A 25,518-nucleotide genomic window follows, 5' to 3' on the forward strand; every position below is an offset into this window, starting at 1 on the left:
CTTATTGTAGTGTTGTTTTATTTGAACTTCAACTTAGGCTGGCTGTCGTCTTTTTCTAAGATAGGCTTGGCCTTGCCCTTGTAACCGTTTTTCTTGAACACGATGTTTTTAGAGGCTTTCACCTTTATCGCCGGATTCTCGGGATGTAGCATAGGGAAGGTTCCCGAATTGGTGATTTTATTCCCTTCGAACAATAATCCGTCTACATTTGAAATCTCAAGGATCAGATTGTCGAATTGGTTAAAGGTGTTGTTCGTGATCTCAATATTTTTAAAGGCAATGTTATCATTGTCATCATCGGTTACGAAACGTATGACCCCTCTATTGAACCCACTGTGTTGGTTGTCTTGAAAGGTATTGTTCCTGATGACCAAATTAGCGGCATTGCCCGACTCGAACCAATGGCTGCTCTCTACAGGTACTAAGATAGCTTCCATTTCGGTACTGAAAAAATTATTTTCTATCAAGGTGTTCTTAGGGTTGGAAATCAATAATCCACGTGCCCTGTTACGGCTAATGTTGCAATTTTGGACCAATAGGTCGGGGTAGCCTTCCAAATTTTCGATTAGGTCACCTACTTTTAGGGTAGCGGGAAGCTTTTCATTGAAAGTAACGATCTGATACCGCCCATTGATGTTTTCAATGGCTTTCAGGGTCAAGTGGTCATAGGCAAAAAAGGAGTCGGACAGGCGAACCAGGCCTATGGTGTCATTTGGGGTGCCGATAGGAAAGCCTTGTTGCTGTGCATGCCCCATTCTGACCCCAATGCTGTTTTCGCTTAAGATATCCACTACTTCCTGATAGGTGCCATGTACGTTCGTAGCATCGTCCAACTGATTGTTGAAGGTGCAGTTCTTTAGTACCACTTTCCCGCGGCATCCCACGAAATGGGTGGCATCTGCAGAGGTGGAAACCATTCTACCATGGGAGGGTTTTACATGAAAACCATCTAAGATGAGGTCCGATGAGTTTTCGGCGATCAGGCCCATACCGCCGGCATGGTTTACCGTTACGTTATTTGCGTTAAAACCGTCGGTTCCGGTTATACGGAAGGCAGGGGCCAACCGGTTTAAGCTTTGGTCGCCTTTACAGACCAAGATCATGCCTACGGGCGGCAGTTTTTTTCTGTGATTGTATATGCGAACGGTACCAGGTTTTATCTCTTTTACCCTTAAATTATCTTCCTTGCCCCTTACTTTTTCTACTTTAGAGCGTGGGTCAACTTTGTATTTGTATTTTATTTTATCGAAGTTGCGCTGCGTCTTTGAATTACGTATCGTTGTGATGGGTGTGTACGCTTCTGTGTCAAAGGCAATAGCATTTCTTATGGGGTCGTATAGAATGGACTGGCCAAGGTCGTGCTCATAGTATTCTTTTAGAAAGATGAGTTGTTCATTCCTAATCTCATACGGATATTCATCTGAAAAATGGATGTCAAAAGTGTTGTTTTTTTCGTCGTTAGCTACTATAGTACCCTCGCTGTGAAAAGGCATGGCCCAATCTATAGTAACATTCTGCACCGTAATGTTTTCAGAGCCTTCAATTAAGAAAGGGATCATTCTGCCATGGTAAATAAAGGTAGAACCTTGACCATCAATTACGAGGTCTTTAAAACCGAGAAGGGGCAAGGCCGTTTTTGCCATTACGTCGTCATGGTTCGAGATGCGGGTAAAGCGTTCAAAAGCCTTATCGGGATAAAAGTGATAGGTGCCCTTTTCAAATTTTATTTCGGAAATAGGATGGTCTTTTGCTTGACGTATCCGTGCTAGAAGGGCAGGGGTGGCATCATCGGCAATATCGGTTTTAAAAAGTACTTTTTCGTTGAGGGATGCCGATTGTGAAAATCCCATAATACCCACAAGACATAGGGTTAGGGCGATAAGGTTTTTATAGGGAGATGTATTCTTCATTTTTTGATTTTAAAGCCTTTATTGTTTTTTGTTTGCAGTGTTTTGGTCGAGGTCGGATCACTTTTGATGATGTTTTCGTTTGTGCCCGAATAACTGTTCTTTATAATCTTAGTGGCCTTGCCCTTGGTGATTTCGAACATGGGGGCGTTCGGGTATAGCTCGGGGGCATCCTTGGTTTGAATAATGGTATTGCCCGAGACCTCCAATCCGTCTACCCGATCGGCCCATACGATACGGTTTCCGAAGGTCTGTATACGGTTGTTCACGAAGCGGATATTTCGGTCATAGCGAATATTTTGGTCAAAGCCCTTGCCTAGACGTGGGGTAATATAGAGAACGGCGTGTTCCATACCACTATAGGCGCAATATTCAAAATTGTTGTTTTGTATGAGTACGTCTTGTACCGCGCCGCTTTCGAACCAGAAAAAGCTTTCTCCGCGAAAGAAAACGGAAGACATCATAGAAGAGAAATTATTGTTTTCGATAACCGTTTTTAAAGGGGTCTTCAGTACAATGTTTCGGGCCCTGTGGTCTTTAATGGTACAGCCGCGCATGGTGAAGGTAGGGTTCCAGGTTTTGTTCTCCAGAATATCGCCTACGGCCAATTCCGGGGGGAGTCCGTCGTTAAAGGAAAGGTCGATATACTTGTCGTTTACTACCGATACCGAAGCTACGGTATGAACCGAACCTCTTTTGGGGTCCGGTTGGTGTATAAACCAGATTTCATCATTGGGAGCGGCAAATTCGAATCCCATTTGCTCAAAATGTTGGAGCGCTACCCTTACCGTCCGTTGGTCAATGATCCGGTCGACGACCACATAGGTGCCATGTACGTTCGTACCATCGTCAAGCATGTGTTTAAAGGTGCAGTTTTCTATAAGGATATCACCTTTACAGTTGGCAAAATGTGTGGCGTCGGCAATGGTCGAGACCACACGGTCAGACCCTTCTCGTACATACACGCCGCAATTGTCGATTGTAATGTTTTCGGTTCGTTCGAACAAGAAGCCCATTCCAAGGGCGTGGTGGACCTTTATGTTTTCTAGGAGGATGTTTTGTGACGAGGTCACCTGAAAGGCCGGGGCATATCGGTTATGGTCATGGTCCCCCTTTGAATGGAGGATGGAGCCTACAGAAGGGTATTGCTTTAAATGTTCGTAAAAACGAAGCGTTCCATTGGGGCGTTTTTCAACCCAACGTGGTCTACTGCTCATGTCCCAAGCGCCATGGGCCACCCGCTTGTATTCGGGGTCAAAGGCCAAGGTGCTTCCCATTTCGGGGAAGACGAAGCCGTCTATATCGGGAAAAAGGATCCGCCCGTTGTTCAGTTTCCATGAATAGCCCTCGGTGAAGGGCTTGATATCACGCCAGCCTTCCTTTTCGTTTACTGCAACTACTTCACCCTGAAAGGTAAAAGGGATATCCCAGTCTATACTGAGGTCGTTTACCGTGACTTTCTTGCAGTTTTTGAACTGAAAAGGGGCTACTTGGCCGTGGAAGATAAATTCGGCCCCATTGCCTTCAATGGTAACCGAATCAAAATCCTCCAACAGAAAAATAATATTCTTTAATCCATTGCCGTGATTGGTGATATACGAATATCGTTGGGTGGCATAATCTGGTAAAAATTTATAAACCCCTGTCTCAAAAACCAAGGTCAGGTTTTTATCGCTCACATTCTCTAAGGCTTTACGGACCACGGGGGTCATATCTTCGGCATCGGGTTGAAATTGAATGGTTTGTTGTGCCGTAAGGTGGAATACCCCTAAAAGGAATATTACGAATACATGTGTTGATTTCATAGATCTAAAAAAATGTCGGTTTTGTGCTTAGAGGTTAACTCCGGTGCCTTGTAAAGAATTGTCGTGGTCCCATGTAATGAGCCAAGGGTCTTTGGTCTCTTTTTGAAAAGCTTTCATTTTGACTTTTAAGGCCTCTAGAACGTCTTTGTAATTTGTGTCATCCGCCAAATTATGGCTTTCACTGGGGTCTTTTGACAGGTCGAACAATTCAAATTCAGGCCTGAAGAGGTAGTCTTTGACCTTGCGTTTTCCAAAGTATTCTTTTTCGCTTCGGTATACTTCCTGCCAAGTAGATGCGGCCCAAAGATCCGATGCGAAGGGATATTCTTGACGCCATGCGATATTGCGGATAAGTTTGAAGTTTTTATCCCTGACTACCCGCATGGGGTAGTACATGGTAATCTCGTGGAAGGTATGGGAGGCATAGATTTCATCCCATCCCTTTGGGTTTTCCTCGGCGAGTATTTTTTTGAACGATTTACCATGAAAGGCGTTGGAGTCATAGCTGACGTTCGCCATATCTAAGATGGTGGGAGTAAGGTCGGTCCACGATATAAGGGCGTTGTTGACAGAACCACCCTTCAGGCCGGCCAGAGGGTCTTTTATAATGCAGGGCAATTTAATGCCCGGCTCATAAACGGTAGTCTTGGCACCGGGAAAGGCCATGCCGTTATCTGAAATATAGATGACTACGGTGTTCTTGTCCTTGCCCGTATCTTTTAGCATTTTCATGAGCTTTCCAAAACCTTGGTCTATTCTTGAAACGCTTTGGTAGTATTGTGCTATTTCTTCTCGGGTTTCCTTGCTGTCGGGAAGGAAATCGGGTACGACCACATCTTTGGGGTCATAGGTAACGGTCTCTACGCCCTCGTATCCTTCTTTCTTATTGCCGAAACTGTTGGGAAGGTACCAAGGGTCCGATTGAAAGGGGGCGCCACGGTGGGGGTCGTCTGTACAGAAATAGAGAAAGAAAGGTTTTTCGGAATTAAGGACGTCCTTGCACTTCTCGGCCATTTCTACGGTATTCCGTGGGTCGGCCTCCAATACTTTTTGAAAGTGGTAAACCGATTCGGGGGCAACGTGGTATTTTCCTATTCGAGCCGTTTCGTAACCTGCTTTTTCCAGTAGGACGGGCAGGGATTTAACATTGTCATAGCTGCTAAAGTGATGATAGTCGTGTACATGTCCGTAGGAGCCGGTAGCATGCCCATAGAGACCGGTGAGTATAACCGATCGGCTGGCGGCACAGCTTGCACTGGTGCAATAGGCATTGTTGAAACGTACACCTTCGGCGGCCAGTTGATCTAGGTTGGGGGTTTTGATCACTTTGTTTCCATAGGCGCCGATAGCATCTGTGCCATGGTCGTCGGAAACAAAGAGAATGATGTTGGGCGATGTGTTTTTCGCGTCTTTTTTAGCAAGGTCTTTTGTTTTGTCTTTGGTGGTACAGCCAACAAATAGTAAAAGAAAGATAAGGACTGGGGTAAAAAGTTTTGAGGTCATGGTATGTCTTTGATTTTGAAACATAAGGCATTGCCGTACAAAGTAGATATATATTCTTGATTTCTATGTATGCAAGGGTTTATGAAATGTATTTGGGAGTACAAATGTGGTTATAGAGAAAAAGTCATTCCCGATGAAAGGAATGACTTTTAGACTAAATAGGGTGAAGGCTAAGGCCTTAGTTTAGGTTAGGGTTTAGTGTAGTTTCGGTAGCGGGAATAGGGGTAAACCATAGGTTTTTGTCGGCGGGATCTCCGATTAAGGGAACCTCCCTTGCATCACGCGTAGCATTCGCTTCCGCAACTTTTTCTAAACGGACCAAGTCTAACCAGCGGTTGCCGCTAATTTCCCCTAAGAATTCATAGGCCCTTTCGTTAACGATCGCATCGATCATCAACTGGGGAGTTGAAAGTTCGGCAAGTGTATAGTCGATGGCCGGGTCGGGAGTCATCCAAAATCCGGGTTCCAAGGCGGCTACTTCGGCTTGTTTGGTCGCTCCTTTGGCATAGGCCCTTCTTTTGACCCTGTTCAATTCTTCCAAGGCGGTAGCTAGGTCTCCTGTATTTGCAGCGGCTTCGGCATGCATTAGTAAAACTTCCGCATAACGCATGGCAATACGGTCGTTGGAGGTTTCCCATGTATGTTCAACGACATGGTCAAGGGGATCGGTTGAATTGGGGGCCGGTGTACCCCAGGTATACTTGGTGACTATAGGGTTTTTGAATTCTTCAAAGAACTGATTTCCCTCTGTAGCGGTACAAAACTCTTTTCGGTAGCCTTCAGGGAAATTGTTAAAATAGGTCCACTCCATGTACAAGTCCATCCAGTTGGCCCATCTGTAACCATATACCCTGTTTTGGGTAATTATTGGCCAAGATTCCTTAGACATAATATGGGCAAAAATGACTTCCTTGTTGATCTGATGGGGATCTTGAAAGTTATAGGCAAAATCATCGGTTAGGGAATAAACGCCGTCAGCAATAATTTCACCCGTCAGTTGTTTTACTTGCTCCCATTTATCCGCTTCATTGTAGGGATAGCCGGTCAACTGCATATATGTTTTCGCCAAGAAGGCCTTGGCCGCAGTTTTTGAAACCCTACCGTTCGATATCGTGGGATTGGAATCTCTCTCGTTAACGGCCCATTTAATGGTGAACTCAAAATCTTTGATGGCTTGGGCCATTACCTCTCTCATAGGGGTTAATGGAATTTCCAGGTCTGGAACGGGATCCAAAGGCATAGGCACATCGCCAAAACTTGTTGCAAGTCTGAAATAGCACAGGCCTCTAATAAAATAGGCGTTGGCATGGGCCGCGTTTATTACGGATTCCTCTACACCTTCTGGGTGGGCATCGGCGATATAGCTATTGCAGGCCAGAATGGTTTGATAGTTCCCATTGTAATCGTTGGTAGCCCACGAGTTACCTGCAGTCCTTGCAAATTGGTCCGATTCAAGAACGACCCATTTGTTGCTGCCCAATCTTGAGGTTAGGTCATCCGCACCCGTGAAATGTGCATAATTATCTAAGCCCCAAGTATTTCTACGTAGGGTGCCGTAGATGCCTATTATACCGGCATCTAATGTGTTTTCGTCCGAATAGAACGTCGATGAGGCAACTACCCCGTCCGATCCTTCGTCTAACTTTTCACAACTTCCAAATCCTAGAAGGATAATGAAGGCAAAGAGTACTGTATATGTATTATAAATTCGTTTCATTTTCTTTGTTTTTTGATTAAAAACTTACTTTGAGTCCGAGGGAAATAGTTCTTGTTAATGGGTATGAAAAGGCATCGACACCTGATTGGGAGTCACTGGATAGTGCCGTACTCGAACCTTCAGGGTCTAGACCAGAATAATTGGTGATAGTCAGTATATTGTCTGAACTAACGTATAGCCTGATACTACTGAGCCCTAGGGCGTCGGTTGTATTATCGGGTATGTTGTACCCAAGGGTCATGTTACTGATCTTGAAGAAGGAGCCTTTTTCGATATACTGGCTTACGACATAGGTAAGGGAGTAGTCCGTTCCATAAGGCATCACCTGTTGGGTAGATGAGGTGTTGGTAGGTGACCACCTATTTCTGTAATCCGTTGAAAGAATACCATAGTTCAACCTGTTGTCCGTCCAATTATAGATATCATTACCTACGGTTCCAATACATTGTATGGAAAGGTCGAGGCCTTTGTAGGCGATGCTTGTACCAAGTCCATACGTAAAATCGGGAGAAGCGTTACCGATAATTTGTCGGTCTTCCGCCGATATGGCTCCATCGTTGTCTATGTCCTCATAGCGCACTTCACCTGGTCTGGAGCTATACGAATCGGCTTCTACAGCCTCATCTTCTTGCCAAATACCTATGGCCTTCAATCCGTAGAACGAGCCCATAGATTCACCTTTTCTTACAATGAATTTATTATTGCCCCCAACTAAGCTCCATATGCCAATGGGCTCTTCATTGGCGATAAAAATTTCTTCTACGGATTCACCTCCCGATTGGCCTAGGTTTTGAACGATATTTTTGTTTTTTGAGAAATTGGCGTACGCACTCCATTGAAAATCATCTTTGCTCACGATATTCCAATTAAGGCCCACTTCAATACCATTGTTGTCTATATCGGCAAAATTGTCGGTAATGGAGGATTGACCGGTATATCGGGGTATGGATTTAGCGATGATGACATCAGTTGCCTTTTTTGAATAGACATCTATGGTACCGGTTAACCTATTGTCTAGAATACCGAAATCGATACCGGCGTTATAGGAGGTGGTGGTTTCCCATTTTAAATCTTTATCGGTAATAGAGCCGGGCACGACCCCTTGAACGGATTCCCCATTGTCTAATTGGTACCAACCATAATTACGTCCGTCTCCACTATCGGAAGCTGCAAATGTTTGTTGAATGGTTCCATAACCGACCGCTTGGTTCCCCACGGAACCGAAACCTAACCTAAATTTCAGGTTGCTTACGAAGTCGGAGGTTTTAAGGAAATTTTCTTCGGAAGCCCTCCATGCAAAAGCAGCTGAGGGAAAATAACCCCATCTGTTGTCGGCGTTAAATCGAGACGATCCATCTGCACGCATAGAAGCTGTGAGTAGGTAACGGTCCTTAAAACTATAATTAAGACGTCCCATATACGAACGGAGTTTTCCTGTACCATAGCCTGAATTAAGTGACGAGGGAGAGCCATTGGCCAAAAGGTGCCATTCGTTGGCTAAGGTGGAAAGATTGCCGACGGTGGCCGTATTGTTTCGGTTTATCGATTTTGAAAACTCATATACGCCCGATATTTTCAGGTTGTGATCGCCAAAGTTGTTTTCATAGGTAAGAATACTGTTGGCCAACCAGCTATTGTTTCTGCCGTAGGCTTGTTGTGCGGTAATGTTGTCTCTACTTATGTTGATAAAGTCCGGTAGGGTTCGCTGACCGTGATAATTCATTGAGAGGCTTCCGGCGGCACTTAGCGATAAGGTCAAATGGTTGGCCACATCAATGTTAAGGTCAATGTTGGAAGTGATCTTATCATTGAGGGTTTCTTGGTTTTGCCTAACCTGCATTTCGGGGTTTATGAGTCTTCCCACAAGAAAAGCCCCATTATATCCATTATAGGTGGTTCCATCTATAAATTCACCGTTGGCGTCACGCGACTCCCACATTTGGGGGAATATCACGGCATTACCGATTGGGTTTGCCGTACCGCCCGTACCCCTTCCATTGGCTTGGGATTCGATATGGGTTCCATAGGTGTTAAATTTAAATTGGATACGTTCTCCAATATTTCCTGATATATTGGAACGGATGGAAGTTCTTCTATAAAATGAATTTTTTATAACGCCTTCATCGTTTAAATGGTTGGCGGAGAAAAAGTATTTTAAATTTTCAGAGCCGCCCGTAAGATTCAAGGAATAGTTTTGTTTATATCCTTGGCGTGTGATAAGGTCGACCCAGTCGGTTCCGCCTTTAGACCTAAAACCGGCAATGTCCTCAGCTGAAAAGTAAGGGGATTTGTTGAGCGAAGCTTGTTGCTCGTTCATAAGTTCGGCCATTTCGTCGATGGGTAAGATCTCGTATTTATTGACCATGGAACTCATGGAGATATTGGAATCGAAAGTAACCTTTAAGGGCCCTTCCTTCGGGGCGACGGTTGTTATCAAGACCACGCCATTGGCACCTCTTGATCCGTACACGGCTGTTGCGGATGCATCTTTTAGAAAGTTTATAGTGGCGATGTCGTTAGGGTTGATGGTTGAAATATCGGCCCCTATAAAGCCATCGATTACATATAAAGGTTCGTTGCCATAGTTTATGGAACTTCCCCCTCTGATACGTATTTTCATTTTTTGACCTGGTGCTCCCGTGGTTTGTTGAATATTTACCCCACTGATCTTTCCCTGTAGACCTGCCCCGATTTTGGTAATGGGCGCCTTGAGTAGGTCTTTGGCGGAAATAGAGCCTACCGATCCGGTAAGGTCGCTTTTCTTTTGTGTACCATAACCTACTACCACGACCTCATCTAGCCCTGCAGCGTTTTCTTGCATCACTATTTTTAGGGTTTTTTGGCCTTGTGTGGCGATTTGTTGTGTTGAGAACCCTATATATGATACCGTTAATACGGCATTGGGGCTTTTAACGGTTATGGAAAAATTTCCGTCAAAATCGGCAGTGACACCGTTTGAGGTTCCTTGTTCCAAGATGTTGGCCCCAGGTAAGGGTAAACCGGTTTGGTCTACCACCGTACCACTAACGGTAGTGTCTTGGGCATAAATAGTTGATGTTATAAGAAATAACATCAAGAATGATACGCTTATCCTAAGCGTATGTTTCCAATTAATAAATAGTTGATCTCGCTTCATAAGTGAACTTTTAAGTTGATTTTAAAATGTTAAAATAAAGATGGATGGTTGGTTTGGTTTCAGTCTGTTTCAGAAATATCGTCTATTTTATCGACGGAAAATCTTTAGCCTACGTGTTAATTATTTAATAAAAAAGTTAAATATATGTGAAACTTAGTGAAAATATTATAAATAAAAGAGGTTTTGTCTTTTGAGTGTATTTTTTTGTATCTGTCTGTAAATCAAATATTCCGGAGAGGGGGTGTTCCGTTTTTTTTGAGGGGGGAAATCGGTCGGTCTCGGATTCTGTATAGGGTCAAACACTTTAAAGTGTGTGTTTTATGCGTACAAAAGAATAATGGGGTCGATTGCAATATTGAAGAAGAAAATGGAATAAAAACCAAAGTGTAATCGGAAGCGGTTAGGGGGTAAACGAAAAGGGGCTGCCACGGCAGCCCCTTTTTTTAACGGGAATATTTTGAAATCGACTTTCCCCATATTTTTTCAGGAATGGGTAATCATACGTTTCCATACAAAATGTCTGTTATTACTGTATTTCTTGTATATAATAACCAAGTTGTGACGTTACAAAACAGATAGGACTATAGTGCGCCAGTTCTATTGGGCAGAAGTGCGATAAAACTGAAGGCTATCGTTGTTGTTGCTTATCATCATTAACTCGCCATAACTTTTGCTGGTCAAAGTTTTGATATGTCTGGTCTGTTTATCCAATAGCAATCCTGATTGGGAAATGGGTATTTCTTTAAAATCACCACCTCCCATGTTCTTTAAAAGCGTTCCATAGCCTGCGTCATATCGTCCTAGTTCGGTATTGGCGTCATAGAAGTTTTCTCCAAGCAATAGGTCTAAGTTCCCGTCTTGGTTATAATCAAGTTTATGAATGGAATTTACCGTAGAAAATTGCGCAAGGGTAGGTAGGGGAGTAAGTTTGAATTTTTTACCCCCAAGATTTTCAATGAAACAACTTCTGAATTCATACGCTCTTAAGGTCTTGGCGTTCTGTAATTCTTTTGGTGTAAAAATGTGTTTAAAGTCTGCTTGGGCGAAGACACTGTAGGTGTTGAATTTTTTACGTAGGTACACCATTTGTTTCTCTAGAAGGCTTTTGGAGGAAAATACATGTTCTTTTCCCTCGATAAAGTGAGTGGTGACCCCTTCGGGCCAACCATTTTTATCGAAATCGGCATAGTACATCTGTACAGGTTCTTTTTGGGCAGCCCTTAATTTTGAGTTTAACCCAAGATTTCCGGCAACCAAATCAAGGTCCCCATCATTGTCAAAATCCCCATATTCTAACGTGCCCCACCAACCATTTGAAAATTGCAATGCATTTATCTCTGGGTTTGCTTCGCTAAGGTTTCCATTTTGGTTGTAATATATTTTAATGGGCATCCATTCACCAACTAAAATAAGGTCTTCCCATCCGTTACCGTCTAAGTCGGCCCATTTTGCGGAAGAGACCATCCCACATTTATCGAAATATTTTTTTGATTGAACATCTAGTGTAAAATTTCCTTTGCTATCATTTATGAGTAAATAGGAATCTGCTGGTGAACCATATTTTCCGGGGAGGGATCTTGAGGATATGAAAATATCGTTGTCTCCATCTTTATCAAAGTCCGATACGGCCAAATCCGATACGGTTGTATATATCTCAGGGAAATTTTGGCTTCTAGAAAACTTGCCCTTACCATCATTGATATAGAGCCGGGTCAAGCTTTTAGGCTCTGGTTTAATCTCTTGGTTGCTGCCACTACCTATAATAAGGTCTAAATGCCCGTCTCCATTTACGTCCACTAGTTCTGAAGCAGAATCTTCCGAAGCGGCATCGGTTTGAAGGGTTTGCTGTGCGGATATCACAAATTTTCCATTTGATCGTTGGAGGTAAACCCTAGGTGATTGGTGTTGTGCCCCGCCAACGAAAAAATCGTCTAAACCGTCATTATTAAGGTCTCCCACAGCAATAGGCGGCCCCCAAGTGGAATTCATATGGGGAATAAGATGCTCCCTATTGAACTCATAAAATCGATTTTCTTGATGTTTGTAATCGACTCCTAGTTCGCTACTCGGTATTGGGGTAAAAATAGATGTATTCGCCTCTTCGGTGCCGAGTTCAAAGTTTGGGGAATTTGCTTGTTCGATGATTAATTCTTGATTTGAGCCAACGTCCGTTAAAAGTGTTTGTTCTTTATTGGGCCACTGCACCAAAACGGTATCTATGCGGGTATTTTTGGCTACGGCAAAATTAAGATAGGGAGGAGTGGAGGAAAGGTAACCCCTGGTATTCAGCATTTCTTGATACTGTAGTTGGTCTTTGTGTTTTAAAGTGACCTTGGCACCAACACCAAAGGAGTTTAAAGATTTTCCCTTTAGCCTTATTCGTAGGTAGCCTTTATTAAGGCTGTCTCGTTCTAAAGTGGTGTTTTTTAAGATAGAAGCTTTTGCATTAAGGTTGTTGACGACCAAGTCTAAATCACCATCGTTATCCAAGTCGGTATATGTTGCGCCATTTGAGAATCCTTTTTTGGTGCCGCCCCATTCTGTTGATGTGTTCTTAAAGCTAAGGCCATTGTTGTTCTTAAAGAAAAAATTCTGTAACGGATAACTGGGCATTTTGTCCGTTAGGGCTTGGCTGAAGTCGTAATTGCCGGAACGCAGTTGTTTTTGCACTTCATCGCCTGACAAGAACTGCATATAGTCCATATCATTGCTCCTTCTGAAAATGCCATTGGTGATGAAAATGTCTTTACTTCCGTCCAGATCTAAGTCATTGACCAAAACAGACCAGCTCCAATCTGTAGCTTCAATTCCCGCTAATCTTGCTATTTCACTGAAATGCTTTCCATCCCTATTGAGTTGAAGGGTGTTGTGGGCGTATTGGTGTTGGTACCCAAACGATAGTTTGTAATTGAAAATAGCATAGGAGTCTTCACCATGGGAAGCTTTTAGAATTTCCGGCTCATAGGCCTGCATATCTAAAGAAAGAATGTCGGGTAGGGCATCATTGTTTATGTCTGCAATGTCGTTGCCCATGGAGAATCGGCTAGTGTGTTTTATATGGGAAGCCAAATCTTCTGAAAATGTGCCGTCTCCATTATTGATATATAGGTAGTCATCTTCATAGAAATCATTTCCGATATAAATATCCGGATAGCCATCTTGGTTAATGTCAGCTGTACTAATGCCCAAGCCAAAACCTAGATTACTACTGTATATTCCTGATTTTTCGGTGACATCGGTGAATTTCCCCCTATCGTTTCTAAATAGCTTATCGCCATACGGACTTGAGATCAAACGTTTTTCCGCGGGAGGAAGTACTCCATCATTAAAATTAGAGTGTGTCATAACGTATGCGTCTAGGTCACCATCCAAATCATAGTCGAAAAAGGCGGTTTGGGTGGTTGCCCCTTTTACGGTCAGACCCATTTCACCCGCACTCTCTTTAAATCTTGGGGTACCGTCGGCTTCATTTCCTAGGTTGATAAAAAGAAGGTTGCGTCCGTTGTTTCCTGCAATTTCTCCAATCTGGCTCACGTAAATATCCATTTTTCCATCCCCATTCACATCGGCAAAGCTTACTCCCGTATACCAAGCGTCTACTGCACCGCCGGTACCCGATTTTTCCGTGATGTCTATGAACTTAAAATTACCTTTGTTGAGATACAATTTGTTTTTGACTTGATTGCCGGTAAAATAAAGATCATCGAGTCCGTCGCCATTTAAATCCCCTGCGGCGACCCCGCCACCATTGTAAAAATACATGTAGGAGAACAGGTTTAACTCTTTGGAAGCCTTTACGGTATTGGCGAAACTTACACCCGTAGTTTTGTCGGACATCTCTTGGAAAAGCGTGTTTTTTTCAAGTTGAGGTACCGATTTTCGCTTTTCTTGACAAGAAATAAAGAACACTACCAGCAAGGCGAACACCTTGGGTCTTATAGATGTAAACGAGAATATGGGCATGTGTTTGATGTATGGTAAAAGTGTTTTTATCGTTTTACGGAATACCCCTTTTTGCGATAGGTTTCTAAAATCGTGGCCATTTCCTGAATTACTTCGGGGTGCGCCTCAAAAATATTATTTCTCTGTTCGGCATCTTTGTCCATGTTGAACAGCAATGCAGGCGTGTCGAAATCTGTATAAGCTCTTAATTTTTTAAAGGTTTCTGGCATTTTGGAATGCTCTCCCGAAGGTTTGTTGATATAAAGCCATTTCCCTTTTCGAAGTCCCCATACATGATCGAAGGTGTTGTGAACTGTAGCCTCGCGTAACGGGCTTTTGTATTTTTTTCCTTTGAGGAGGGGCAATAGGTTATAGCTGTCGGGAGCTGCATTTTCAGGAAGCTGGGCATCTGTGATTTCGGCCAGGGTCGCCATGATATCCACTTGTGATATTACCTCTTGTGAAACGGCTCCCGCCTTGATTTTACCGGGCCATTTAATGATGAAGGGTACATGGTGGCCCCCCTCCCAAACATCGCGTTTTAGGCCTCTAAAATCACCCATGCTGAAATGGTCGTATTTTTCGGCACGTTTAAAAGCATATTTTTCCGGACCGTTATCCGCAGTGAAAATAACGATGGTGTTTTGGTCAAGACCTTTCTCCTTTAAGGCTTTCATAACCTGACCGGCAACCCAATCGGTTTGAAACATATAGTCGCCATAGGGGCCTGCTTTTGATTTGCCGATAAATTCTTCGTTCGGAATAATCGGGGCATGGGGGGAAGGAAGGGCCAAGTAAAGAAAGAACGGTTTGTCCGCCTCCTGCTGATTGATGTAGGCGACGGTTTTTTTGGTAAGTGTCGGAAGTACTTCGTATGGGTTCCAGCCTTTAACCTTGGGGCCGGGCCTAAATTCCCATTCACCTTCGTTGACATCAAAGCCTACGTTATGTACATCCATTACTTCCCTAGGAAGTTCAACAAATTTGTCATTTTCAATCCATGCGTAAGGGGGGAAGTTGATGGTGCCATCACCAAAATAATAGTCAAAACCTTGGTCTAATGGGCCGCCCGTAAGTGGTTCGCTCCAATCGATATCTTCGGGTTTGTAGAACTTTCGTTTTTTGTTCCATTGCACTACCTCGCCCGTAGGTTCGTTCTTGAATTTCCAGTTCCAACCCAAATGCCATTTTCCGATAGCGGCGGTTTTATAGCCATTGGTTTTTAGAATTTCGGGAAGGGTAAGATCCGATTCGTTAAAGAAGGGAGGTCCAAAAGATTGCACGATACCATGTTGCCTTCTCCAGTGGTACGTGCCCGTGAGCAAGGCATATCTGCTGGGCGAGCAAATTCCGGAAGAACTATGGGCATCGGTAAAACGCATACCCTCGGAAGCTAGTTGGTTTAGGTTCGGGGTGGGTATTTTTGAATTGGGGTTTTGGCATTGCAAATCACCATAGCCCATATCATCGGCATAAATGATTACAATGTTGGGTTGTTGGGCATAAGTTTGGAAGGTTACCGCCAATTCAAAGAGTGTGGTAAGTATGACTAGTTTTCTTTTTAGAATTCTCATGAGTTAACTGTTAAAGGAAGATTGAAAATACTATTAATTTATGGGAACGATATAAAAAAGCCAGTTGACCTTTTTGTCAACTGGCTTTAGGGTAAAACTAGCTCAACAATTTTAATAAAAACAGATGTCTTACTGTTCTCATGTAATAAAGACTATTAGTAATCAGGATTCTGCTCAAGAGCATCATTCTTGTCAATTGCACTTTGTGGCAACGGCCATTTATAATGTTTTGGAAGGAATACTCTATTGGCATCTACATGCGGATCGTAAAAACCGTTTAGTTTTTCTTCTGCTATGCCCCAACGCTTCAGGTCAAAATAACGTAAACCTTCAAAACCAAATTCGTATCTGCGTTCGTTACGAACAGCTTCACGAAGTTCGCCAGGGTCTGTAGTAGTTATGGCTGGGTAAGAACCTGTATCTCCTACTGCAACACCATATGCTCTTGCTCTTACCTCGTTAATGGCATCAAGAACAGAGGTGTCAATACTACCGGATTCTATTTTACCTTCGGCATACATCAATAAAACATCGGCATATCGAATGTGGATATAGTCTGTGCCTTCTGTAAAATTCTGTACTAGGGAAGCCCTTGTTTGTGGGGTTGTCCATTTTAACAAACCAAAACCCGATAAGGTCTTTTGCTCAATTTCAGGATTCCATTCCCCTACTTGTACTATTTTACTTAATCGAGGGTCACGGTTTTCCAAAGGATTAGCTTCATCATAAAGAGGAGATTCATCTATTGGTAAACCGTCAGTAGCTTCAAAAGAATTAACAAAATCTTCAGTTGGCTTAAGAGTTCCCCAAAAGCCTATCATGATTTCAGTACCTCTATCTTGAAATTCGCCAGGAGCACTTGAGTATTTTGTAGAGAAAATAATTTCAGGGTTATCAACTTGTCCCGCATCTACAAAAAGGTCTTCGTAATTAGTAGATAGTGAAAAACTACCACCGTCCATTACGGCCTTTGCCGCTACAGCTGCTTCGGCATATTTTTCTTGATATAAGTAAGTTCTGGCTAATAAAGCATTTGCAGACCCTTTAACAACATAACCATCTCCGTAAGGAGCTTCTGGTAAGTTGGCAGCAGCAAATATGAGGTCTTTTTCAATTTGAGCGAATATTTCTGACTCAGGAGCTTTTGGTAAATCTTGATTTTCCAAAGTAGTTGGTTCTATTCTAAGAGGAACCTCTCCATAAGTAGTAACTAAGTTGTAATAGAAAAATGCGCGGAGAGTGCTTACTTGACCTTTCCATCCATTTAATTTATCAGCCTCAATATTCTCAACCCGGTCAATGTTTGCCAAAAAGAAATTACAGGTTTGAATTCCTTTGTAACATACATTATAAAGTTGTGCGATTGCACCATTATTACCGCCAGAGGTAGGACTTGCCGTTCCATCAATTAATTCTCTAAAGCCATAATTGAATGTTTGGTAACAATCATCTGTTAGGGCGTCCCAGTTGGGTTTGATTGTTGGAGGCCATCCCCCATCAGCACGTATAGCCAACATGTTCTGTTGTAAATTACTATATACACCAGTCAATGCTAGTTCTGCATCTTGCTCAGTCTGCCAAAAAGTTTCTGAAGGCAGTTGAGAAGAGGGCTGCTTGTCTAAAAAATCGTCCTCGCACGAACTTATTGTAATCCCCAGAAAGGATAGAACGAGTAATAAGATTGTCTTTTTCATTTATATAATATTTTTGATTGACTAAAATGTCATGTTTACACCTAATGTTAATGTTTTTCTAAATGGATAAGCATCTACACCATTAGCTTCCGGATCTACATCAATAGGGTAGTCTTTTTGGAAGGTAAGGTAGTTTTCTGCTGCAAAATAGAATCGTAATCTGTTGAACGGTGTCTTGTCCAATACATCAGTAGGTAGAGAATACCCCAAGGTAACATTTCTTAATCGTAGATAAGACGTGTCCCATAACCAGAAAGAATTGTTATATACTGTAGCTCTACGTGTTTCTGCAGTTTCGTAATATACCGTAGGCAATCTAGAGTTTCTGTTATCGGGCGTCCATGCTTCGGTTAACCATGCTTTATCCGTACCGCCATCTTGTCTAAAAGGGTCACGGGCAATATAGTTTTTAGTACCTTCTACACCTTCCCAAAACATTCTAAAATCTAAGTTTTTGTAGTTTAAAGAAAGATTTAACCCGTACACAAAAGCAGGATATCTACCGTCTATATGGATACGGTCATCGCCATCAATAACACCATCATTGTTTTGGTCTTTCAATTTAATGAAACCTACCTTACCGGGTTGAGGTTGCGTAGCCGAACTTGCAATTTCTGCCTCATCTTGGAAGTAGCCATCGGCTTCCCACATGTACCAATCTTCAAAAGCGTAACCTTCTTCATTTATGTTTCTGTCCTGTATCTCCGGATCTCCAAAAGTTTTTAGACGGTTTTTGAACCATGAAATATTTCCGTTTATACTGTATCGCAAATCCTCGTTTATACTATTGTCATGACCAATAACAATGTCCCAACCTTTGTTGGTCATTGCACCTTGGTTAACTACGGGAGCGTCCAATCCACTACTTTCATCAACTTGTAGTTGTCTTAATATATCTACGGTTTCTTTTACGTAGTAATCGGCAGAACCATATAGTTTTCTATTAAATATATTAAAATCTACTCCAAAGTCAGTAACAGTTGTAGTTTCCCAAGTAATATCAGAATCAACCAAACTTCTTAGACCAACTCCGGCAAGAACACTACTTCCAAAAGGATAGCCAAATTGGTCAAAAGATAGGGTAGATTGGTAAGGGTATATACCAGAATTTAATTCATCATCCTGTACATTAATACCAATATTTTGGTTACCCAATTGCCCCCAAGAACCTCTAAGTTTTAGTTCGCTTACTGCTTCAATATCTTGAAAGAAATCTTCTTTGTCCAATCTCCAACCAGCAGATACCGATGGGAAAACACCTAATCTGTTTCCTTTAGCAAAACGTGAGCTGATATCTCCTCTTACGTTTGCTTCAAGTAGGTACTTTTCTTTGTAGTTATAGTTGGCTCTACCAAAGAAACTCTGAATGGCCCAACTCTCAGAAAAACCGGTTGTAAATTGATTTTCAGAATTTACACCTTCTAAATCAGTGATTTTTCTATTTGGAATGCCAGTTCTTTGTGATCTAGTGAAATTACGATCAAAACCTTCTTGGCTATACCCTCCTAAAACTTTAAAGTCATGGTCGCCAATCAATTTTGAATACGTCAGCGTAGAGAATAACGTAGTTTGCTTACTCCACGTATTATCAATAGTTAATTGTGAAGCATCACGAGTTGTTCTTAGGTATTCGCCTGTTCTATAATTGTATTCGTCATATTGAATACGTTGATTTTTATAGTAGTCATAATCAAACTTATAAGCCCCTTTTGTGCTCCAAACCAAATCATCTGAAAGCTTAACGTCAAAAAAGAGGTTTCCGTTAAAGTTATATTGATTTAAAACCTCTCCATCCTGAACTTCAAGCTCGGCGATAGGGTTGTTTCTAGTAAATCCTTCGTCAAAACCAGGAAACTCTGTGTCAGTTCCAGAGAATGCTTTACCTGAATAATGTCCTGTGCCATCTAAGGTATACACACCCCAAGTTGGCCTAACTCTAAATAAATTGAATAAGCCGGATTCTGTGCCTGCCTGCTGAGGACCACTTGTTTTTGAAGCTACACCAGATACGGTACCTCCTACGGTAATCTTTTCTCCTATATCTGATTTTACACTCATAAAGAAGTTATTCTTCTTAAACCCTGAAGAGCGAATAATACCCGGCTGATCCCAGTTACCCATAGAAATATTATAGCTGGTGCCATCAATTGCACCACTAGCCGTTACAACATGACGTTGTACAATTGGGGTTCTAGAGGCTTCATCAAACCAATTTGTATTAGGAAAAGCTGGATTGCCTTGATTGTTTCGGTAAGCATCTATCACTTCTTGAGGATACGGATTGGCAGATGCTCCAGGTGTATTGATTAATGCCTGGTTCATTAAAGTCATATAATCTGCCGAATTGGATATCATTTGCGGTACCTTGGTAAAGGTCTCGGTTGACACACTACCGCTGTATTCAATCTTAAAGTTGTTGTTACCGCCACTCTTGGTAGTCACTAATATAACACCATTTGCAGCTCTAGAACCGTAGATAGCTGCTGAAGAAGCATCTTTTAGCACAGAAATGGAACTAATTACAGAGGGGTCTAAATCTTGTAGATTACCTTCTACGCCGTCAATCAATACTAATGGAGAGTTGTTACTGCCAAAAGAGTTAAGACCACGTATTTTAATGTTAAGGCCTTCATTACCCGGAGCTCCACTATTTTGTGAAATTTGTAGACCGGCCGCTTGTCCTTGCAGTGCTTGGAACGCATTTTGTACGTTTCTGTCTTCCAAAGCTTCTTCATCTACAGCAGTTACCGAACCGGTAAGGTTTACTCTCTTTTGTTGGCCGTAACCTACAACGACAACTTCATCTAGCTTACTTGCATCTTCTGACAAAGTAACATTTAAGGTAGATTCTCCATTTACGGGTACTTCTTGAGTTGAAAAACCAATGTAACTAAAAACTAAAATAGCATCATTGGGGGCCGAAATTGTGTAATTCCCGTCAAAATCGGTCTGGGTTCCTGTTGTGGTTCCCTTCACCAATACGTTTGCACCGGGCAAAGGCATTCCGGTGTCATCTGAAACTGTACCACTAATAGAGTCATCTTGGGCGTGTAGTTGCATGGTAGCTAAAAGGAGTCCTAAAAAGGATAATCCCAGCCGCAACAACAAAGGTTTTTTGGTCGATTGTTTTTTGTGTTTCATAAGATCATTTGAGAGTTTTGAGTTATTAAGGCGAATATAGTTTTGAAGTTAGTTTTGAAGTATAACAAATGGTTTCAAAAGGGTGACATATGATCCAGGTATAATAGTTTTGAAGTCTCTTTTTTACTAGTATTCACGCATAATCAATTAGTCCGAATGGTTTGGGTCTGTTCAAAAGTGCGCTTAGATTATTGGTAAAATGTATCTCTCCGTAAATTGAATGTCTCTCTCTGTCAAGAGTTTGAGAAGAAGTAGTCCAAGGGTACTATGTGATTGTTAAATAACTATGTAATGAGATGTAAATTTAATGCACGAATGAATCTACGTTTTTATACGCATTTATAACCGCTTGTTCTCCCTCTTTTCCGGGTCTTGAGTTTCCGTGTTCCATTCCTAAAATACCATTGTAGTTTTTTTCGTGAATGAATTTCAAGATATTCCAGTAATTGATTTCTCCTGTCGTAGGTTCATTTCGGCCCGGGTTGTCGCCCATTTGTATATAGGCGATTTCGTCCCAACAGGCTTCCATATTCGGAAGGAGGTTCCCTTCCTGTATTTGCTGGTGATAGATGTCGAATAAAATTTTACACGAAGGGGAATCTACGGCCTTGCAGATGTCATAGGCCTGTGGCGAATCGGTCAGGAAGGCTCCTGGATGATTGAAAAAGTTAAGGGGCTCGAGCACCATGGTGAGACCGTGGGGTTCAAAAATTGCCGAGGCCTGTTTTAGGGTCTCTACTACATGGGCTTGCTGATAGCCTTTCTTTATTTTAGGGGCGAGGTTGCCGGGAACAACGGTCATCCATTTCGCATTGACCCGTTTGGCCACTTCCACCGATTCTTTACAGTGGGCTAAAAATGCCTTTCTTTTTTCCAGGTCACCGGAAGCTACATGGCCTTCCTTTAAAAAGACGGCTACAAAAACGCCCATCTCAATACCCCTTTTTTGCATGGTTTGCGCCATTTTTTCCTGTAAGGTGACATCGCGGGTGCGCATTTTATTGTCTTCAAAGGCGGTAAAACCTTGGTCGGCCATAAAATTCAATTGGTCTATGGAGTCTTTGCCCGCATGGTGTTCGAACATGCCCAAATGAGGGGCATATTTCAGCTTGAATTTATTGGAGGCTTTTGGATGTGTCGGGGTGGAGGCATAAGATAGTCCGGAACCCATGGTAATCGCCCCTGTGGACAATGCCGCTTTCTGTATAAAATTACGTCTCTTCATTTTGGTGTGCTTGCTATGGTGCGGGTCGGTGGTATAAGGTGAATCTTGGTTTAAAGAGACCAAGCTTTTCCTCCGGTCAACTCTTCTAGGTTGCCGCAGGCAATATATTGTCCGGGAATGGAATCATAGGCCAGTACTTCCTCGCCTACGTACTCCGTACATTTATAGCCCCAAATGGTCAGCTCCCTTATCTTTTTGGCAAAGGGTAGGCCCTTGGCTTTTTTGTCGGTAAGGGCCTTCTTCATTACGGGGGCCAGATCAATGGCGGTAAGGTCGCTTATCTTCTCTTTTTTGGAACTGTTTAAGGCGTTGATGGCCAATTGGTTCAAGGTGGTCTTAAACTGGTCTTGCTGCTTCGGGGGCATGACCTCCTTGGCGAAATGGTCTAAAAATACATGGACGTTTACTTCCGAAGCCGAAAGGGTGTCCGTTTTGGGAAGTATACTATCGACCAAACCTATTAGCACAGTACCTTGGTCTTGGCTTAAGAATTTAGGGACCCAAATGGTTTCCTTTTTGTCATTACAACTTTGTAAAACGCTCATGAATGTCGGTGCGGCCATTACGTAGCCCATTGACATTCCTATCTGCATCAATGCTTTTCTTCTATCCATTATATATTTCCTTTTTTGAGTTCTTGTGCTGCGTGATTGGCGGCCCTTGCCGAAAAGGCCATATAGGTCAATGAAGGGTTGACACAACTCGATGAGGCCATAAAGGCACCGTCGGTTACGTATACGTTCGGTACTTCGTGTATTTGGTTGTGACCGTTCAGCACCGAAGTTTTGGGGTCCCTTCCCATGCGTGCCGTTCCCATTTCGTGAATGCCATGTCCCATGTTATAGGAGCTGTTGTGGGTATTGATATCGCGAAAACCGGCCTTTTTCAGCATTTCGGCGGCCTGAACCACTATGTCTTCACGCATTTTTAGTTCGTTGTCCCTTATTTCGGCATTGAAGGTCACGGTCGGGAGTCCCCATCCATCCAGATTGTCATAGTCTAGGGTCATGCGGTTGTCTTGATAGGGTAAGATTTCACCAAAGCCCCCTATCCCCATGGTCCACCCGCCAGGTTTTAAGATGGCTTCTTTCAATTCTTGGCCCATGGTGAGTTCCGCTACGGCATCTTTCCAGTTTTTACGGCTTGCGCTACCTTGATACCCAAAACCGCGCAGATAGTTCGTGCTTTTCGATTTGGCATCGATGTTCTTAAAACGGGGAATGTATACGCCGCCAGGTCTTCGTCCTTTGTAATATTTGTCCTCAAAGCCATCGAATTTGCCATTGGCCCCTGCCCCTAGGTGATGGTCCATGATATTTCGGCCTACTTGGTCGGAATCATTGCCCATTCCGTTCGGAAAACGGTCCGATTTTGATTGTAGAAGAATAGAGGCCGAGGCAATGGCCGATGCGCACAAGAAAATGACCTTGGCATTGAACACCAACTCTTCTTTGGTCAAGCGGTCGATGACCTTGACTCCGGTCGCTTTTTTTGTGTCGGGGTCGTACATCACTTCGGTGACGATGGAGTCGGGTCTTAGGGTCAGGTTGCCGGTGCGTTCCGCGGCCGGTAGGGTAGAGGAGTTGCTGCTAAAATATCCACCGAAAGGACATCCTCTGGAACAACGGTTCCTGAACTGGCATTTGGTGCGTCCTTCAAATTCCTTGTCGCCCGTAATATGAGCGATCCGCCCCGAGGTAACCACCCTTCCGTCTAGGTTTTCATAAACTTTGTCCCTAAAGTGCTGTTCCACACAGTTCAATTCCATCATCGGTAAAAACTGACCGTCGGGCAGTTGTCTCAGTCCCATTTTTTCACCTGATACACCAATGTAACTTTCTACCTTATCGTACCAAGGGGCAATGTCTTTATAGCGAACGGGCCAATCAACGCCATGGCCGTCATTTTTATTTGCTTCAAAGTCGATTTCACTCCAGCGGTAACTATGGCGCCCCCAGGTTATGGATCTGCCACCTACATGGTAGCCGCGCATCCAGTTAAAGGGTTTGGTTTCGTTATATGGGTGTTCCAGATCATTCACGAACCATTTGTACGAATCCGCACTTCTGCCTTTGTTGGTCCGACTCTGTTTGGGGCGCTTTGCCTTTTCGGCAATAGAAAGCTCACCGCCAAATTCAAAGTCCCAATCATCCATATGGGCCGTAGTGTAATCTTTTATGTGTTCCACCATTCTGCCCCTTTCGAGCATTAAGGTCTTTAGTCCGTTTTCGCACAATTCCTTGGCGGCCCAGCCTCCGCTGACACCCGTACCTACAACAATGGCATCATAGGAACTTTGTTCTTCGTTAAAATAAAATTTGCTCATTTGCTATGTTTTGAAAAAGAGGTTTTGATTTGTTTTTATTCTAAGCCGATACGAAAAACGTAGGCCGCCTCGCAAGGCTTTTGGCCATCAACGGAAATGGATAGGCCTTTAGAGGTCTGCTTCCATTTGATGTCGTTTTTGCCGCTTATGAATTCTACCGATTTAATTCGTTTTGATGTATTGGGATTGTTTTTTGAAAGGGATTTAATATTGAATTTGCCATCTTTTGGCCAACCCAATGCCGTAGCATATAGGGTTTTTCCTTTGGTGGTAAAGCGAAAGTCTTCGGGGCCGGATTCTTTATTGTTCTTTTCGGAATGATGACCCGTTTCAACTTTCGTAGGGCCCTCGCCAAAGATGGTCCAGGGTCGGGTGTCGTAAATGGCTTCGCCGTTAAGACTCAACCATTGGCCCATTTCGTTCAATATTTTTTGAGCTTCATCGGGAATGGTGCCATCTGCCTTTGGACCTATGTTCAACAACAAACATCCGTTTTTGCTTACGATGTCTATCAATTCGTCGAGGAGGTAGTTTGAAGTCTTGTATTCTTCATTGGTAACATAGCCCCAAGAAATCTTTCCTATGGAAGTATCGGTCTGCCACGGGTATTTGAAGATCCCGTCCATACGGCCGCGTTCAATATCGAGTACTATCAGGTCTTCGGGAAAGGATTTGTTTCTCATGTTCTTGTTTTGAAAAACAACGCCTTTGTTCCATTCTTCGCCCTTGTTGTAGTAATAGGCAAGTATTTTTTTATGCACGACCTCAAAACCGGGTTTGTCCAATCCGAAATCGAACCAGAGCAAATCGGGCTCATAATTGTCAATGATATCGGTGGTACGGTTCCACCAAAGGTTCAGGAATCTTTTAGTGGGTAGGGTATCATTGCCTATGGGCTCGCCGTACAGGTCGTAAAACTCCGGATTATTGGTGTCCCAGGTCGGGTCGTCCTTACGGTAATAGACCCTGTGGCGGGCAAAGTGGGAGGATACCCCGAACTTCATCCCCTTGGCCTTGACCGCATCCGACAACATACGCATAACGTCTTTTTTTGGGCCTGTATCCTTAACGTTCCAGCGCGTGTGCTTAGAAGCGTACATGGCATAGCCGTCATGGTGTTCGGCAACCGGTACTACATAGCGGGCCCCTGCATTTTTAAATAGGGCGGCCCATTCCTCTGCGTCAAATTTCTCCGCTTTAAAATCAGGTATAAAGTCTTTATAGCCGAATTTCGAGGGGTCGCCATAATGGGCCCTATGGTAGGTGTAGGGCTTTTTGCCGCCTTTTGACCATTTTTCGTCATAGATACCTCTGGGGTATTTTTCACTGCTGTAAGCGGGTACGGCATAGGGGCCCCAATGCAGGAAAATACCGAATTTGGCATCCCTGAACCATTCGGGAATCTCATATCCGGCGCGTATCGATTCCCATTCGGCTTGGAATTTTTTCGGTTGAAGTTGGGCGTGTAGTGCGGTAATCCCCATGAACAATAAAAGGGTCATGGCTACTTGGCTTACAAATTTGTTTTTTGTTGTCATTCTGAATTTT

The 25,518-nt window shown here is 43.1% G+C and carries 13 protein-coding genes; all 13 read right to left on the minus strand.

Annotated elements, in window-relative coordinates:
* Positions 1-17: 17 nt before the first annotated feature.
* Positions 18-1,910: a right-handed parallel beta-helix repeat-containing protein gene (locus tag B4Q04_RS06050; RefSeq protein ID WP_236630974.1), complete on the minus strand. Its 1,893-nt coding sequence runs from the start codon at positions 1,908-1,910 to the stop codon at positions 18-20.
* Entirely contained in the window at positions 1,907-3,712 is a 1,806-nt protein-coding gene (locus B4Q04_RS06055) for a right-handed parallel beta-helix repeat-containing protein (protein ID WP_088696261.1), read from the minus strand. The genes B4Q04_RS06050 and B4Q04_RS06055 overlap by 4 nt, the downstream gene beginning before the upstream one ends.
* Before the next feature lie 27 nt (positions 3,713-3,739).
* On the minus strand, positions 3,740-5,215 hold the full coding sequence (locus B4Q04_RS06060; protein WP_088696400.1) for a sulfatase: 1,476 nt from the start codon (positions 5,213-5,215) through the stop codon (positions 3,740-3,742).
* A gap of 178 nt (positions 5,216-5,393) precedes the next feature.
* Entirely contained in the window at positions 5,394-6,932 is a 1,539-nt protein-coding gene (locus tag B4Q04_RS06065; protein ID WP_088696262.1) for a RagB/SusD family nutrient uptake outer membrane protein, read from the minus strand.
* 16 nt (positions 6,933-6,948) lie between these two features.
* Complete coding sequence (locus B4Q04_RS06070; protein WP_013993559.1) at positions 6,949-10,068, minus strand: SusC/RagA family TonB-linked outer membrane protein; 3,120 nt, start codon at positions 10,066-10,068, stop codon at positions 6,949-6,951.
* A gap of 597 nt (positions 10,069-10,665) precedes the next feature.
* The gene (locus tag B4Q04_RS06075) at positions 10,666-14,031 is read right to left on the minus strand and encodes a VCBS repeat-containing protein (protein WP_088696263.1); all 3,366 of its coding nucleotides are present in this window, start codon (positions 14,029-14,031) and stop codon (positions 10,666-10,668) included.
* Between the two features lie 26 nt (positions 14,032-14,057).
* The gene (locus B4Q04_RS06080) at positions 14,058-15,584 is read right to left on the minus strand and encodes a sulfatase family protein (protein WP_088696264.1); all 1,527 of its coding nucleotides are present in this window, start codon (positions 15,582-15,584) and stop codon (positions 14,058-14,060) included.
* Between the two features lie 155 nt (positions 15,585-15,739).
* The gene (locus B4Q04_RS06085) at positions 15,740-17,278 is read right to left on the minus strand and encodes a RagB/SusD family nutrient uptake outer membrane protein (RefSeq protein ID WP_088696265.1); all 1,539 of its coding nucleotides are present in this window, start codon (positions 17,276-17,278) and stop codon (positions 15,740-15,742) included.
* Between the two features lie 21 nt (positions 17,279-17,299).
* Positions 17,300-20,419, minus strand: a complete 3,120-nt coding sequence (locus B4Q04_RS06090; protein WP_088696266.1) for a SusC/RagA family TonB-linked outer membrane protein — start codon at positions 20,417-20,419, stop codon at positions 17,300-17,302.
* 304 nt (positions 20,420-20,723) lie between these two features.
* Positions 20,724-21,644: a hydroxypyruvate isomerase family protein gene (locus B4Q04_RS06095; RefSeq protein WP_088696401.1), complete on the minus strand. Its 921-nt coding sequence runs from the start codon at positions 21,642-21,644 to the stop codon at positions 20,724-20,726.
* Positions 21,645-21,694: 50 nt separating this feature from the next.
* Positions 21,695-22,258, minus strand: coding sequence for a gluconate 2-dehydrogenase subunit 3 family protein (locus B4Q04_RS06100; RefSeq protein WP_088696267.1), 564 nt, complete (start codon positions 22,256-22,258; stop codon positions 21,695-21,697).
* Positions 22,258-23,970 carry a GMC oxidoreductase gene (locus B4Q04_RS06105; RefSeq protein WP_013993564.1) on the minus strand — a complete coding sequence of 571 codons (1,713 nt, stop codon included), beginning with the start codon at positions 23,968-23,970 and terminating at the stop codon, positions 22,258-22,260. Before B4Q04_RS06105 ends, B4Q04_RS06100 begins: the two co-directional genes overlap by 1 nt.
* A gap of 35 nt (positions 23,971-24,005) precedes the next feature.
* Positions 24,006-25,508, minus strand: coding sequence for an alpha-L-fucosidase (locus tag B4Q04_RS06110; RefSeq protein WP_236630975.1), 1,503 nt, complete (start codon positions 25,506-25,508; stop codon positions 24,006-24,008).
* Positions 25,509-25,518: the final 10 nt, after the last annotated feature.

Origin of the sequence: Zobellia sp. OII3 (assembly GCF_002211465.1) — a bacterium.
Lineage (GTDB): Bacteria > Bacteroidota > Bacteroidia > Flavobacteriales > Flavobacteriaceae > Zobellia > Zobellia galactanivorans.

Excerpts from the sequence above, each read along its gene's own strand:
- B4Q04_RS06055 (WP_088696261.1), bottom strand. The coding sequence starts at position 3,712 with ATGAAATCAACACATGTATTCGTAATATTCCTTTTAGGGGTATTCCAC.
- B4Q04_RS06090 (WP_088696266.1), bottom strand. The coding sequence starts at position 20,419 with ATGAAACACAAAAAACAATCGACCAAAAAACCTTTGTTGTTGCGGCTG.
- B4Q04_RS06080 (WP_088696264.1), bottom strand. The coding sequence starts at position 15,584 with ATGAGAATTCTAAAAAGAAAACTAGTCATACTTACCACACTCTTTGAA.
- B4Q04_RS06100 (WP_088696267.1), bottom strand. The coding sequence starts at position 22,258 with ATGGATAGAAGAAAAGCATTGATGCAGATAGGAATGTCAATGGGCTAC.
- B4Q04_RS06110 (WP_236630975.1), bottom strand. The coding sequence starts at position 25,508 with ATGACAACAAAAAACAAATTTGTAAGCCAAGTAGCCATGACCCTTTTA.
- B4Q04_RS06085 (WP_088696265.1), bottom strand. The coding sequence starts at position 17,278 with ATGAAAAAGACAATCTTATTACTCGTTCTATCCTTTCTGGGGATTACA.
- B4Q04_RS06075 (WP_088696263.1), bottom strand. The coding sequence starts at position 14,031 with ATGCCCATATTCTCGTTTACATCTATAAGACCCAAGGTGTTCGCCTTG.
- B4Q04_RS06070 (WP_013993559.1), bottom strand. The coding sequence starts at position 10,068 with ATGAAGCGAGATCAACTATTTATTAATTGGAAACATACGCTTAGGATA.
- B4Q04_RS06050 (WP_236630974.1), bottom strand. The coding sequence starts at position 1,910 with ATGAAGAATACATCTCCCTATAAAAACCTTATCGCCCTAACCCTATGT.
- B4Q04_RS06095 (WP_088696401.1), bottom strand. The coding sequence starts at position 21,644 with ATGAAGAGACGTAATTTTATACAGAAAGCGGCATTGTCCACAGGGGCG.
- B4Q04_RS06065 (WP_088696262.1), bottom strand. The coding sequence starts at position 6,932 with ATGAAACGAATTTATAATACATATACAGTACTCTTTGCCTTCATTATC.
- B4Q04_RS06105 (WP_013993564.1), bottom strand. The coding sequence starts at position 23,970 with ATGAGCAAATTTTATTTTAACGAAGAACAAAGTTCCTATGATGCCATT.
- B4Q04_RS06060 (WP_088696400.1), bottom strand. The coding sequence starts at position 5,215 with ATGACCTCAAAACTTTTTACCCCAGTCCTTATCTTTCTTTTACTATTT.